We start from the raw sequence: 13,627 nt of genomic DNA on the forward strand, positions 1-13,627 counted from the left end.
GTGAGGGAGCACGTGGACCGTCGCCGGGCTCTCATCCTCGTGGCCCTGGTGGCCGCCTCGGCGGCTCTCGGCGCCTCGGTGTTCGGCGGCGGGCCGGTGGACCGGCCCCCGCCACCCGGTGCCGACCTGGCCGGGCAGCTCGACGCCCTGCGCGGAGCGAACGACCTCGTGCGGGCCACCCGCGCCGAGGTCGGGCGAGATCCGGCGCTGTACCCGACCGCGTACGGGCGTCTGGAGGCGGCCCTCGCCGCGGACCCCCGGGGCGGCGATACGGGCGGCGGCAAGGGCGTGCCCGAGGTCCGGGCCGCCCGGCTCGCCGAACTCGCCCGTACCGACACCTTGGACACCCCGGCATGGCGGGCTCACTATGTGTGCCTCGCCCTCACGGAGAGGGGAGTCGGCGAGAGCCGCGAGGCGGCCGCCGTCCTCGGACGGGCGGGCCTCCGGGAACGGGCCGAGCGTGCGGCGCTCGGGTACCTGACCGCGCCGGACGCCGAGGACGACGTCCTCACCTCGCTCGCCACGAGAGCCGCCTTTCTGCAGACCCTGACCTGCCTGGGGCGGGACGGGGAGGTGCCCCGGGCCGGGCTGGAGACCCTCGCTGCGGACACCGCCCGCGCCGAGCAGGCCGTACCGGCGCTCTACGCGACGGAGGCCCTGCGGGCGGTCGGCGTACGGGCCCGAGCGACCCGTGCGGTCCGGGGGGCCGATGCGCGCCTGGACGCGGGGTGCGCCGCCCTCGACCCCATTCAGCGGGCCGCCCTGACCCTGCTGCGGAATCGGCTGACCCGGCGGACGCACGACTGCCTGGTGCCGGTGCTGTCGGACGCCGACACACAGACCCGGTGGCTGGTCCGGCGCGCCCTCATGGTCGGCGGCGACGGGACCGCCCCCGCAGCCGGCTCGCTCCCCGAGCCGGTGGGTCACGTCCGGCCCGACGGCCTCGTCGCGAAGACGCCGGCCCAACTGGGCACGCTGACCGCCACCTACGACGCCGCGCGGGCTCTGACGGCCGGTGCTCAGCAGGAGCGCACGCCGTACTGGCTCGAGCGGCGGCTGAAGCGGATGGGCGCGGACGCCGGCCTCGAACCGTCCGATCGGCTGCTGCTCGCCATGACTTGCCACCGGCTGGCCCTGATCTGCGGACCGCAGGCCGCCAAGGGAGCGGCGGAGGCGGCTCGGCTGACGGTCCCGAGGCGTCTGACGCGGGAGAACGAGCGCCGGTGGTACGGCGTCATGGCGGCCCGCGCGGAGTTCGGGCTGGGCTGTGGGCGTACGGCCGTGGGGGCGCCGGACGGTGGGAACGGCGGGGAACTGTCCGCCCGTTCGCTGCGCGTCGTGGCCGTGCTCGCGGACGCCGGATGCACGGCCCGGGCGGCGCGGCTCACCGAGGGCACCGACCTCACGGAGCAGGCCCGCGGAGCACTGCGCGCGGGGGACCTGGTGACCGCCTCGGACGCGGTCCAGGCGGCCCTCGCCTCCGATCAGAGCATCCCGCAGAGTCTCTGGGACGACCTGCCCCGGCTTCTCCGGCGCTACCGCGACACCGGATTCCCCGACCTGTACGCACCCTCGCCGGGTGGCACGGCCTCGGCGGACGCCACCAGAGCGGCGTACTACCTCCTCGCGTGACCTTTCCGGCGGCGGGCCGGAGCAACTCGCCCGCCCGCCCGCCCGGCCGCGCGCCCATCCGGTTTCGTCCGTCTCCCCACCCCGGAAGGACATCCCCCATGAATACCGCCGCCCCGCCCGCCGCCCCGCCCGCCGTGGTGGCCGAGGGCCTGGCCTTCGGCTACGCGTCCGGCGGGGGCCTGACCCGTGCGGATCTCACCCTCGGCGCGGGCACGATGGCCGCCGTCGAGGGCCCTTCCGGTTCGGGCAAGAGCACACTGCTCGCCCTCCTCGGGCTGATCCTGTCTCCGGCCGCGGGCTCGTTGCACCTCACCGGGACGGACACGGGGGCGCTGACCGAGGCCGAGCGGGACCTGCTGCGGCGGCGGTCGATCGGCATCGTCCTCCAGGATCTGGGGCTGCTGCCGTTCCTCAACGCCTGGGAGAACGTGGCCGCCGCCTTCGGCCCCCGGCTCGCCCGGCACCGTACGGATGCCCGGGCGCTCCTCGGCGATCTGGGCATGGCGGATCTGGCCGACTCCCGGGTCACCGAACTCTCCGGCGGGCAGCGGCAGCGCATCGCCGTCGCGCGGGCGGCCGTGAAGCGGCCGGTGCTCGTCCTGGCCGACGAGCCGACCTCGGGCCTCGACCCCGGGACCGCGAACTCGGTGATGGCAGCGCTGCGTTCGTGTGCGGAGCGGGGTGCGGCCGTCCTGCTCGTCACGCACGACGCGGCGGTCGCCGGGAGCTGCGACCGGCGGCACGTGCTCGACGGGGGAGTGCTGTCGGCCGCCGGCCCGAGGGACGCCCGGGAGAGGAGCCTCGGATGAGCCGCTGGAGTCTGTACACCTGGACGCGTGACGCTCGTTCCCTGCGCAGGGCGCTGCCGACACTCACCGTTCTGGCCGCGCTGCTGACCACGTCCGCGGGGGTGGCCGCCGGTGCCGCCGAAGCCGTCGAGCGGGACGTGCTCGGCTCGGGCGGGCTGACCCAGATCGAGCTGTCCTCGTTCGAGGGCGACACCTCGGTCCGGCCGCTCACCACCTCGGCACTGCGGGACGCCGCGTCCGTGCCGGGCGTACAACAGGTCGTCGCCGACTACCCGTCCGTGCTGTACGCCGCTGAGGAGGGGACGTACGACCTGGCCGGTCACACGCTGACGCCGGGGGACGACCTGCCCGTCGTGAAGGGGCGGAACCCGGCGGCCTCCGGCGGGCTCGGGCGGGACGAGGTCGCCCTGCCGGCCACCGCGCAGGGGACCGACTTCGCGCCGCTCCTCGGCCGTACCGTCGCCTTCGGATACACGCGGGCGACGGGTGCGGCGTCCGGCACCACGCAGGTCATCAGACTGCGGGTCACCACCCTCTACGACCCCGCCTGGCAGGCCGACGGTCCCGATGTCGCCTACCTCGCGCAGGACACGGCCGCGCTGCTGGCCGCGGCGCGCGCAGGACAGACGCCGCAGACCTTCCGCGCGAAAGAGGGCGCGCAGTCCGCCGTCGTACGGGTCGGGCATCAGAGGCAGGTGGCCGTCGTGACCAAGTCGCTGCAGGCGGACGGGTTCTCGGCGTCACCCGTGTCCGATCGGGTGCGTGACCTGCCCGGTCTGTTCGGGGTGGCGGATCTCGCGATGCGGGCGGGGGTGCTGGTGCTGGCGATCGGTGCCGTCGGGCTCGGGTCGGTACGCGCGGCGGACAGTACGCGGGCCCGGCTAGGGCAGTTCGCCGTCCTGCGGATTCTCGGGTCCGGGCGCTCGGACCTCCGCGGAATCCTGCTCGGTGAGGCCGTCCTCACGGGAGGGGCGGCCGGCGTGGCGGGCGTCCTCGCCGGTACGGGCGTGTCCGTGGCCCTGGCCGGCCCGCTCAGCGACCTCCTCGGGCTGCCCATCTCCCGCACGGACGCCCTGCCCGGACCGGCCTGGGCCGCCGCCGCGCTGCTGCTGCCCGCCGTCGGGCTGGCCGCCGGCGCCCTCCTCGGCAGCCGCGACGTCCTGCGCCGCGACCCCTACCTCACGGCACGGGCCCACGGCTGAGGACACGGACATCCCACTCCTCCTCCCGTTCTCCCGCCTATGTCCACCCGACGGCCTCTCCCCGGCGGACGGCCGGAGGGGGACAGTGGGACGACGGGGACCGAGGGGGTGCGGGGGGAGGAAAGGAGCGGGTCGTGATCGAGGCGGAGTTGAAGGCCCGGGTCCGTGCGCCGGGGGCGGTCGCGCGGTTGCTCGGGGAGTGGGGTGAGGGCAGGTCGGAGACGTACCAGGACACGTACTACGACCTGCCGGACGGCAGCCTGCGCGGCCGGGACGAGGAGCTGCGGCTGCGGTTCCTCGCCGACCACGGCACGGGGGACCGGCGGACCCTGCTCACCTTCAAGGCGGCGGCCGTGGACGAGGCGTCCGGTTCGAAGCCCGAGTACGAGACGCGGGTCGGGGACTCACAGGTCGCGCACGCCATCCTGCGGCACCTCGGCTATGTGCCGGCGATCGTGTTCGAGAAGCGCTGCCGCAGCCACTCCTTCGAGGCGTACGGCCGGCGGATGCTCGCCACCCTGGTACGGGTCCCCGAGCTGGACGGCACGTTCCTGGAGGTCGAGAGCCTGGTCCAGGAGGAGGACGAGGTCGCCGGGGCCCTCGACGACATCCGCGCGGTCCTCCGCGACCTGGGCATCGCCCCGGAGGACCTCACCCGCGAGCCGTACACGGACGCGGTGGCGGCGGTCCGCGGTGCTCAGCCCCAGGGCCCGCCCCTTTGAGGCGCGGGCGCGTGCACACCACGCGGACAAACACCTGGGGCCGGAATCCGATCAAGGATTCCGGCCCCAGGTTTTCAGTAGCGGGGACAGGATTTGAACCTGCGACCTCTGGGTTATGAGCCCAGCGAGCTACCGAGCTGCTCCACCCCGCGTCGTTGAAATTAGTGTACGCCATCCGCGGGACCGCGAGCACACGCATTGATCAGGGGCGGGAGCGAGACGGCGGAGAGGGGGCCGAGGGGTGGGGGTCCGGCGGTCGGTCTCAGCCGGTCAGATGACGGTTGGGCGCCTGCGCCCGCTCCTCGAAGTCCCCGATCAGCACGACCACCGCCCCCTCCGTCAGCGCCGCGTTCCCGGCCGCCGCGTCCTCGACGAACGTGTCCGGCTCCCGCCAGGCCGTGACGACCCGGCGGATGCCCGCGTCGAGGACGAGCCGGGCGCAGGGCAGGGGGCGGGAGGCGCGGCGGGCGCACGGTTCCAGACTGCTGTAGACCGTGGCGGAGGCGAGGCGCGGGTCGGCGGGGTCGATCTTGGCGAGGGCGGCCTCCTCCGCGTGGACCACGGGGTCGCCGCCCTCGCGGGAGTGGCCGCGGGCCAGCTCCGTACCGTCCTCGGCGACCACGACGGCCCCCACGCTGAACGCGGTCCGCGAGGGCGGGCACGCGGCGGCCAGTTCGCAGGCCAGGTCCAGCCAGTGGCGGTCGGCGGGGGAGACGGCCCGTCCGGCGCCGGGGACGCTGGGGGCGTACCGGATGAGGACGATGTCGCCGACCGGCCGGGTCTCCAGCAGCCGGAGCCGGCTCCTCGGCCCCCCGGGATACGCGCCCGTCCCGAAGAGCCGCGGCGCGTCCGCCTCGCCCACGAACACCGGTGCCACGGCCAGCTGGACCTCGTCCGCGAGCCCCTGCCGGAGCAGCTGGGTGTGCACGAGGCCGCCGCCCTCCACCATGAGGCGCCGGACGCCGCGGACGTCCGCGAGGTGGTCCAGGACGGCCGTCCACTCCAGCTCGGGGCCGACGGGGACCACGGCCACGCCGTTCGGTCCCGTCGGCAGGCCCAGCCCGCACAGCCGCTCGGCACCCTTCTCCGTCGTGTACACGGCCTTCTCGCCGCCGGTGTGCCAGAACCGTGCCGCCGGGTCGAGATCGCCGGACGCGCTGACCGTGACCTTCAGCGGGTACTCGGGCAGCCCGGCGGCGACGCGGGCCGCGCGCCGCTCGGGGGAGTTGACCAGCAGCCGGGGGTTGTCGGTGCGCAGGGTGCCGGCGCCGATCAGGATGGCGTCGACGGACGCGCGCACCTCGTCGACCCGGTCGAAGTCGGCCGGGCTCGACAGCAGCAGCCGCTCGGGTCCGGTGTCGTCCAGGAAGCCGTCGAGGGAGACGGCGGCGGACAACAGGACGTAGGGCTGGGGCATGGGACGCGCTCCCTTGGTTCAAGTTTTAAACAATAACTACACTGTACGTATGACGACCCGCTGGCTCACCCCCGACGAACAGCGTGCCTGGCGCGCCTACGTGGCCGCGAGTTCCCTTCTGGAGGACGCGCTCGACCGGCAGCTCCAGCAGGAGGCCGGCCTGCCGCACCTCTACTACTCCATGCTGTCCGCCCTCTCCGAGGCGCCGGAGCGCCGGATGCGGATGACCGAACTCGCCGAGGGTCTGAAGATCACGCGCAGTCGGCTGACGTATGTCGTGACCAGGCTGGAGAAGGACGGTCTGGTGCGGCGCGAGGACTGTCAGTGGGACAGGCGCGGCAGCGTGGCCGTGCTCACCGACGAGGGCATGACCCTGCTGGAACGCACGGCGCCGGGGCATGTCGAGACGGTCCGCAGGGCCGTCTTCGACCATCTCGCCCCCGAGCAGATCGGCCAGTTCGAGGAGATCTGCGGGGCCATCGCGGCGGCGATCCAGGGCGAAGGCCCCCGGACGGCCCCCGGCTCGGACGACCTCCCGTGGCGCCGCCGCGCATGCTCGTCGAGCCGGCAGGGCGAGCCGGACCGCGCCTGACGGACGCGCGACACCGCGCGCCACGGGCCCACGCCACCGCGCGCCACCGCGCGCCACGGGCCCACGCCACCGCGCGACACCGCGCGTCACGGGCGCGCGGCACGGCGAGGGATCGCGCGTCATGGGCCCACGCCACCGCGCGCCGCGCCTCACGGGCACACGGCGCCCCGCACATGACGGGAATGTGACGTATCCCCAAACCAGTTGCTTGAAATTTGAAGCACGGGTTAGAGTCGCTGCGAGCGCTGTGCTTCAAAACTGAAGCACAGCGACACCCCGCCCCAGGACCGGAGATCCCGCATGCCCGACATTCCCGCTGCCACCCCGCGTGCCCGCGTCCGGGTGCCGCTGCGTTTCCAGGACGGCTACGCCGTCGACGCCGAACTGGTCACCTTCCACGGCCTCGTCGACGGCCAGGAGCACCTCGCGATCGTCCTCGGCGACCCCGCCCCCGGCACGGACCCCCTGGTCCGGCTGCACTCGGAGTGCCTGACCGGCGACGTCTTCGGCTCGGCCCGCTGCGACTGCGGCCCGCAGCTGCGCGAGGCGGTGGAGCGGATCGCCGAACGCGGTGGTGTCCTCCTCTACCTCCGCCAGGAGGGCCGGGGCATCGGCCTCTACAACAAGCTGGACGCGTACGCCCTCCAGGACCAGGGGCTCGACACCTACGAGGCGAACGCGGCGCTCGGCCTGCCGGAGGACGCCCGTGACTACACGGCGGCGGCCCAGATGCTGGGTGCCCTCGGTATCGACGAGCTGGACCTGCTCTCGAACAACCCCGACAAGGCGCGGCAGCTCCGCGATCTCGGCGTGGGTGTCCGCCACCGTGTCCCCACCGGCGTCTTCACCACCGCCCACAACGTCCGCTACCTCCGCGCGAAGGTCCTCCAGACCCAGCACACGCTCCCCCTGCCGGAGCTGACGGGACTGGCAGGGCTGACGGCGGGCTGACCCCGGCGCCGGTTCCTCCCCTCTCCCGACCCCTGTCTCCCAACCCCTTTCTCCCGACCGGGCCCAGGGCTCTTCCGACGGATCTCCGCGGCGGCAGAAGGGCCCTAGCCCACTCGGCCCCGCCGACTGGCCCCGCGCCCCGCCCACGGAAACCCTGTTTCCGTGGGCACAGAGAACGGGTGGCGGGTGTGAGGGAGCCGGTCGGGCGGCGGTTCTCCTACGTCCGTACGCTCACTCGCGCCGTCCCGGCCCTGCTGATCACCGTCGGCCTCTTCTACGACCACTTCACCCCGCGGGAGTTCACGGCGGTCCCCTTCTTCACCGCCGCGCCCCTGGTGGCGGCCCCGCTCTTCTCGCTGCACGGCACGGTGATCACCGGGATCGTCTCGGTCTCCGGGGTCAGCGCCGTGCGCGGCTACTACGGCGACACGGGTCAGGTGGACGCGATCACCGAGGTCGCCACGGTGGTCACCGTCGCCGTACTGGCCGTACTGATCAACCGTCTCGTCCGCCGCAGCGACGCCCGGCTCGCCACCGCCCGGGAGATCGCCGAGGCGGCACAGCGGGCCGTCCTGCCGGTGCCGCAGGAGCGGATCGGCGGGCTGGAGATCGCCGCGCGCTACGAGGCCGCGCAGGCGGGGGCGTCGATCGGGGGCGATCTGTACGCGGTGCAGGACTCGCCCCACGGCGTACGGCTGATCGTGGGCGATGTGCGCGGCAAGGGGCTGGGCGCGGTGTCGGCGGTGGCGGTGCTGATCGGCGCGTTCCGGGAGGCGGCCGAGCAGGAGTCGACGCTCGAAGCGGTCGCCCAGCGGCTGGAGCGGGCGCTGGCCCGGGAGACGACCAGGCGGGAGGCCGCGCTGCGGGACGCGGCGGTGGAGTACGAGGGGTTCGTGACGGCCGTGCTGGCGGAGTTCCCGCACGGGGCCGGGCGCGCCCGGATCGTCAACCGGGGCCACCCCTCGCCTCTCCTGCTGCTCGCCGACGGCACCCTGCGCTCCCTGGACGCGCCGCGCCCGGCCCTCCCGCTGGGCATGGAGGATCTGGGCGCCTGGCCCGACCGCGCGGAGGAGGCCGGGTTTCCGCGGGGGGCCACGCTGCTCTTCCATACGGACGGTCTGTCCGAGGCGCGGGACGCGTGCGGTGTCTTCTACGACCCGGTCGAACGCCTGTCCGGGCGGGTCTTCTCCGCTCCGCGCGCCCTGGTGACGACCCTGGCGGACGAGGTGCGCCGGCACACGGGGGACGGCACGACGGACGACATGGCTCTCCTGGCGGTCCGTCGGCCATGACCTCGGGCGGAGGCGGGGGCTGCTGGGGGGCCTCTATATCACCCAACGTGACTGTTTGATCGTTCTCCGTGGACATGCTGATGTCCCGTCAGAACTTTTGTTACTGCCGAGGCAAGTCAACTCGCCCGTTTTAAACCCCTCATGACCCGTAAAGTCCAGCAGGGGGTGCGGAACGATCATTCAGAACAGCTTGGAATGGAGTGCTCGTGTCTATTAACGTTCGATAACGCAGCGCGGTCGTCCCAGCCGTCACAAGAGACGGCTCCGTGCTCACGCGCCGAATCCCGCAAGGGAACCGGGGAACCAACACCCTGGGGTGAATCGCACGGAGACCGTCGTGGCAGTCCGCACGACCGGTTTACGCGCGTAGGAGACCTTCCTGCTCCGAACCCGTCAGCTAACCCGGTAGGCGAGGAGGAAGGAAGGAGTACGCCCACGTGGCGTCGAACCGGTCCGCGACCGAAGCCCCCGTGCCGAGCCAACGCGAAGGCGAGAGCCGGACGTTCGGCTACGGCAGCTACAACAGCGACAACGAGGGCCCCTGGCAGGAGTGGAATCCCAGCGAGGACACCCTTCGCCCCGCTCGCGGTCGGCACCGCGTCGCCAAGAAGACCGGCGTACTCGCTCGTGGCGGCCTCGGCCGCAGCTCCACGGTTCTCGGCGTCGGAGTCATAGCCGCCGTCAGCGGCGCCGGCATGGCCAGCGCGCAGTCCGGCAAGGCCCCGGTGTCCATCTCGATGCCCGACATGCCGAACGTCGGCTCGGTCTTCGAGGACGAGGCCGAGGAGCCGGAGCCCGAGGCGTCCAGGACCCCGCTCAGCAGCGCCGGCCTGACCGCCGCCGAGACCCAGCAGGGCACCGCGGACGCCGGTGAGGCACTGCGCGCCCGCATCATGGCCCAGGCCGAGTCCCAGCAGGACGCCTTCGACAAGGCCGCCGCCGAGGCCGCCCAGACCGCCGCCGCGGACAAGGCCGCCGAACTGGCCGCCAAGGAGAAGAAGGAAGCCGAGGCCAAGGAGGCCGCCGCCAAGAAGAAGGCGGCGGAGGAGGCCGCGGCGAAGAAGGAGGCCGAGCGTCTCGCCTCCCTCGCCAAGCAGTTCACGCTGCCCACCTCCTCGTACACCCTCACCTCCACCTTCGGCCAGGCCGGCCCCTACTGGTCCTCCGGCTACCACACCGGCCTCGACTTCGCCGCCCCGACCGGCACCCTGATCAAGGCCGTCCACGGCGGCACCATCACGCAGGCGGGCTACGAGGGCTCCTACGGCTACAAGACCGTCCTCACCCTCGATGACGGCACCGAGATCTGGTACGCCCACCAGTCCTCCATCGGCGTCAGCGTCGGCCAGAAGGTCGCCACCGGCGACGTCATCGGCCGCGTGGGCGCCACGGGCAACGTGACCGGCGCCCACCTCCACATGGAGGTCCACCCCGGCGGCGCGGCCGGCGGCATCGACCCGGCGGCGTGGCTGCGCAGCAAGGGTCTGACCCCGTAGAGCCGGTCGGACGACGAACCAACGACGCCGCGTGGGCCCGTGAGGACCGCGCGGCGTTCGTCGTCCTCGGGGCCGGCGCCCGCTCGTGCGCCTCGCTCCCACGGCTTCACGTGGCGTTCACGCCGGGGTGGAATGCGGGCGTCCGCCGCGCCGGTTGATGGATGACATGACTTCTCTTCGCAAGCTGGGCACGTCCGACATCGAGGTCTTCCCCCTCTCCCTCGGCGGCAACGTCTTCGGGTGGACGGCCGACGAGGCACAGTCCTTCGCCGTTCTCGACGCCTACGCGGCCGCCGGGGGCAACTTCGTCGACACCGCCGACTCCTACTCGGCCTGGGTGGAGGGCCACACGGGCGGTGAGTCCGAGAGGATCATCGGCAGGTGGATCAAGTCCCGCGGCAACCGGGACGACGTGGTCGTCGCGACCAAGGTGAGCCAGCACCCCGAGTACCAGGGCCTGACGGCGGCCAACATCAAGGCCGCGGCCGACGCCTCCCTCGCCCGCCTCGGCACGGACCACATCGACCTCTACTACACGCACTTCGACAATCCCGAGGTGCCCGTGGAGGAGATCGTCACCGCCCTCGACGACCTGGTGAAGGCCGGCAAGGTCCGTGCGATCGCCGCGTCCAACATCACTCCCGAGCGCCTGAAGGCATCCCTGGACTTCTCGGACGCCGAGGGCCTGGCCCGCTATGTGGCCCTCCAGCCGCACTACAACCTGGTCTCCCGGGACACCTACGAGGGCCCGCTCCAGAGCGTCGCCGCCGACGCCGGTCTCTCCGCCGTCCCCTACTTCGCCCTCGCCAAGGGCTTCCTCACGGGCAAGTACCGCCCCGGCACGACGGTCGACAGCCCCCGGGCGGCCGGTGCCGGCGCCTATCTCGAAACCCCGGCCGGCACACGGGTCCTCGCGGCCCTCGACGAGATCGCCGAGTCCCGCGGAGCCGCCCACGCCACCGTCGCCCTCGCCTGGCTCTCGGCCCAGCCGACGGTCGCCGCGCCGATCGCCTCCGCGCGGAACCTGGACCAGCTCCCGGACCTGCTGGCCGTCGCCGGCCTCACCCTCACCCCCGAGGAGCTGAAGCGCCTGACCGAGGCCTCGGCGTAGCCCACGCGCCCCCGGCGCTAGTACCGGTACGGGTTGTACGAGGGGTACGCGGCCACCCCGTAGGCCACCGGCTGGGGGTGGGCGGGCCCGTATCCGCCGTAACCGGCGTACGCCCCGTACTCGTATCCGTAGCCATACCCGTACTCGAAGCCGTACCCGTACCCGTACCCGTACCCGTGCTTGGGCTCGGCGTCCCGCCCGGCGTAGCCCATCGCCGGGCGGGCCACCTCGCGCCGCCGCCACAGCTCGAACAGCAGCTCCCGCTCACGCAGCGCGAAGTCACTCCCGGCCCGCCCCCGCAGGCCCCGGTGCCGGAGGAACGCCAGCCGCGTCGCGTACGTCTCGTACTCCGCCACCGACCGGGCCCCGGCCTTCCCGAAGTGATGGGCCGCGTACTCCCGCGCCACCCGCCGGGCCCGCATCGACCCCAGTACGTAGGGCTCGGCCGGTGTCAGCCATCCCGCGGCCGCGTACGCCGGCAACGCCTCCCGCACGGTCCGCAGCTCCCGCTGCCGGGCCCAGATCACCCACCACGTCAGCAGTCCGAACGCCGGCACCATGAACCCCGCGTACACCGCGAAGAACCCGTACTCCCCGAACGTCGCCGACCCGTTCCACACCGAGTGCATCGCCATGGCGAGCAACAGCCCGCTCAGCGGCACGAGGACGCGCCGCCCCCGCTGCCACTCCGCGGAGACCGCCGCCACCCCGAAGCCGATCCCCGTCAGCACGGTGAACAGCGGATGCGCGAACGGCGACATGATCACCCGCACGAAGAAGGTGGCCGCGGTGACCGACGCCAGCCCGCTCCCCCCGCTGAGCTGGTCCGTCCCGAAGGCGGTGCCCAGATAGAGGATGTTCTCGGTGAACGCGAAGCCGGTCGCGGTGAACCCCGCGATCACCACCCCGTCCACGAGCGAGGTGAAGTCCCTTCTCCTGAACAGGAAGACGAGCAGGACGGCCGCGGCCTTGGCGGTCTCCTCGACCACGGGCGCTATGACCGTGGCGCCCAGGGTGTCGGCGTGCGAGGGATCGGCCGTGGCCGTCGCTATCCAGCGCGTCGCGAAGCTGTTGGCCACGATGGCTATCAGCGCCGCCGCACAGGCCCCCCAGGCGAACGCGAACACCAGGTTCCGCCAGGGCCCCGGCTCCACCCGGTCCAGCCAGCGGAAGGCGGACATGAGCAGCGGCAGGGGCAGCAGCGCCAGCCCCAGTCCGACGAGGAACCCCTCGGTGCCGGTCTGTTCGCGGACGAGCGCGAGGATGACGAACCCGGAGATGCCGAGCAGCGCGGTCAGCGCGCCGTATCTGACGCTTTTCCGTTGCCACCAGCGCGTGGGCCTGAACGCGTACCCGTCGGCGGAGCCGTGGGGATGCGTCGGGTAGGGGGGACTGGTGGCCATTGCATTGACCCTAACGAGGGAGGGGCCCGCCCGCGACGGCGCGTGGTGCGGCCCACCGGACCGCGCCCGCCGCCAGGTTCCGTCCGAACGACGGCCTTCAGACGCCTGTGGGGGGGTGTTCGGGTTGTCCGGACTGCCGCGTCCGCTGTCGCTCCTGCTGCTGTTCACGCTGCTGTACGCGGCGGAAGAGCAGATCGTTCACCACATGACCCTTGTCCAGTCCCTGCCCCTCGAAACGGGTCAGCGGCCGGAAGTCCGGACGTGGCGCGAAGCCGCCGTCGGCCCGGGTGTTCTCGAAGTCGGGGTGCGCGGTCAGCACCTCCAGCATCTGCTCGGCGTACGGCTCCCAGTCCGTCGCACAGTGCACCACCGCCCCCGGTACGAGCCGTGACGCGACGAGCGTGAGGAACTCCGGCTGGATCAGCCGCCGCTTGTGGTGCCGCTTCTTCGGCCAGGGGTCGGGGAAGTACACCCGGAGCCCGTGCAGCGAGGCGGGCGGGAGCATCTCCCGCAGGAGAATGATCGCGTCGCCGTTCGCGACCCGGACGTTCGTGAGGCCGTACTCGTCCGCGAGGTTCAGCAGGTTCCCCTGGCCCGGCGTGTGCACGTCCACGGCGAGCACGTTGGTGTCCGGATCGGCGGCGGCCATCCGCGCGGTCGCCTCGCCCATCCCGAAGCCGATCTCCAGCACGACCGGCTTCTCGTCGCCGAACAGCTCGACGAGATCCAGCGCCCGCCCGTCGATGTCGAGCCCCCATGTGGGCCACAGCCGCTGCAGGGCGTCCGCCTGCCCGGTCGTCACCCGGCTCCGCCGTGGCTGGAAACTCCTGATCCGCCGCTCGAAGTGCGACCCGGCGGGATCCGGCTTGGGCCCGTCGGGGAAACGCGGCTCACCCTTGACCCGGGTGTGCCGAAGGGGGGCACCGGAGGTGCGGGGCTCGGGGGCATCGGCGGAGTCAGACACAGTGCCCCCGATTTTACGACTCCTGCGGACCCACGT

12 protein-coding genes, 1 tRNA gene and 1 riboswitch are annotated in these 13,627 nt (G+C 73.0%); of the genes, 9 read left to right on the forward strand and 4 right to left on the reverse strand.

Annotation, left to right across the window (positions count from 1 at the left end):
- From ACZ6BB_RS27700 to cyaB, 4 genes are all read left to right on the forward strand, one after another.
- Complete coding sequence (locus ACZ6BB_RS27700; protein WP_471617843.1) at positions 1–1,632, forward strand: hypothetical protein; 1,632 nt, start codon at positions 1–3, stop codon at positions 1,630–1,632.
- A gap of 98 nt (positions 1,633–1,730) precedes the next feature.
- On the forward strand, positions 1,731–2,441 hold the full coding sequence (locus tag ACZ6BB_RS27705; protein ID WP_471617844.1) for an ABC transporter ATP-binding protein: 711 nt from the start codon (positions 1,731–1,733) through the stop codon (positions 2,439–2,441).
- Positions 2,438–3,643, forward strand: coding sequence for an FtsX-like permease family protein (locus tag ACZ6BB_RS27710; protein WP_471617845.1), 1,206 nt, complete (start codon positions 2,438–2,440; stop codon positions 3,641–3,643). The genes ACZ6BB_RS27705 and ACZ6BB_RS27710 overlap by 4 nt, the downstream gene beginning before the upstream one ends.
- A gap of 134 nt (positions 3,644–3,777) precedes the next feature.
- Entirely contained in the window at positions 3,778–4,365 is a 588-nt protein-coding gene (gene cyaB, locus ACZ6BB_RS27715; RefSeq protein WP_471617846.1) for a class IV adenylate cyclase, read from the forward strand.
- A 78-nt stretch (positions 4,366–4,443) separates the two neighbouring features.
- Here the strand turns inward: cyaB and ACZ6BB_RS27720 are convergent.
- A tRNA-Met gene (locus tag ACZ6BB_RS27720) sits at positions 4,444–4,517 on the reverse strand.
- A 110-nt stretch (positions 4,518–4,627) separates the two neighbouring features.
- A complete protein-coding gene (locus ACZ6BB_RS27725; RefSeq protein WP_471617847.1) occupies positions 4,628–5,782 on the reverse strand; it encodes a dihydrofolate reductase family protein in 1,155 nt (384 codons plus the stop codon).
- Between the two features lie 49 nt (positions 5,783–5,831).
- Here ACZ6BB_RS27725 and ACZ6BB_RS27730 point away from each other — a divergent pair, with 49 nt between their 5' ends.
- From ACZ6BB_RS27730 to ACZ6BB_RS27750, 5 genes are all read left to right on the forward strand, one after another.
- On the forward strand, positions 5,832–6,374 hold the full coding sequence (locus ACZ6BB_RS27730; RefSeq protein WP_471617848.1) for a MarR family winged helix-turn-helix transcriptional regulator: 543 nt from the start codon (positions 5,832–5,834) through the stop codon (positions 6,372–6,374).
- Positions 6,375–6,674: 300 nt separating this feature from the next.
- Positions 6,675–7,325: a GTP cyclohydrolase II gene (locus ACZ6BB_RS27735; protein ID WP_471617849.1), complete on the forward strand. Its 651-nt coding sequence runs from the start codon at positions 6,675–6,677 to the stop codon at positions 7,323–7,325.
- Between the two features lie 179 nt (positions 7,326–7,504).
- On the forward strand, positions 7,505–8,617 hold the full coding sequence (locus ACZ6BB_RS27740; RefSeq protein ID WP_471617850.1) for a PP2C family protein-serine/threonine phosphatase: 1,113 nt from the start codon (positions 7,505–7,507) through the stop codon (positions 8,615–8,617).
- A gap of 265 nt (positions 8,618–8,882) precedes the next feature.
- A riboswitch (cyclic di-AMP (ydaO/yuaA leader) is annotated at positions 8,883–9,044 on the forward strand.
- Positions 9,045–9,054: 10 nt separating this feature from the next.
- On the forward strand, positions 9,055–10,113 hold the full coding sequence (locus tag ACZ6BB_RS27745) for a M23 family metallopeptidase (protein ID WP_471617851.1): 1,059 nt from the start codon (positions 9,055–9,057) through the stop codon (positions 10,111–10,113).
- A 166-nt stretch (positions 10,114–10,279) separates the two neighbouring features.
- Positions 10,280–11,224 (forward strand): aldo/keto reductase, encoded by a 945-nt coding sequence (locus ACZ6BB_RS27750; protein ID WP_471617852.1) that lies wholly within the window; start codon positions 10,280–10,282, stop codon positions 11,222–11,224.
- 17 nt (positions 11,225–11,241) lie between these two features.
- Here the strand turns inward: ACZ6BB_RS27750 and ACZ6BB_RS27755 are convergent, their stop codons facing one another.
- Both ACZ6BB_RS27755 and trmB read right to left on the reverse strand, forming a co-directional pair.
- Positions 11,242–12,627 (reverse strand): PrsW family intramembrane metalloprotease, encoded by a 1,386-nt coding sequence (locus ACZ6BB_RS27755; protein ID WP_471617853.1) that lies wholly within the window; start codon positions 12,625–12,627, stop codon positions 11,242–11,244.
- A gap of 97 nt (positions 12,628–12,724) precedes the next feature.
- Positions 12,725–13,591 (reverse strand): tRNA (guanosine(46)-N7)-methyltransferase TrmB, encoded by an 867-nt coding sequence (gene trmB, locus ACZ6BB_RS27760; protein WP_471617854.1) that lies wholly within the window; start codon positions 13,589–13,591, stop codon positions 12,725–12,727.
- Positions 13,592–13,627: the final 36 nt, after the last annotated feature.

It is taken from the genome of Streptomyces sp. NPDC041108 (assembly GCF_055592645.1).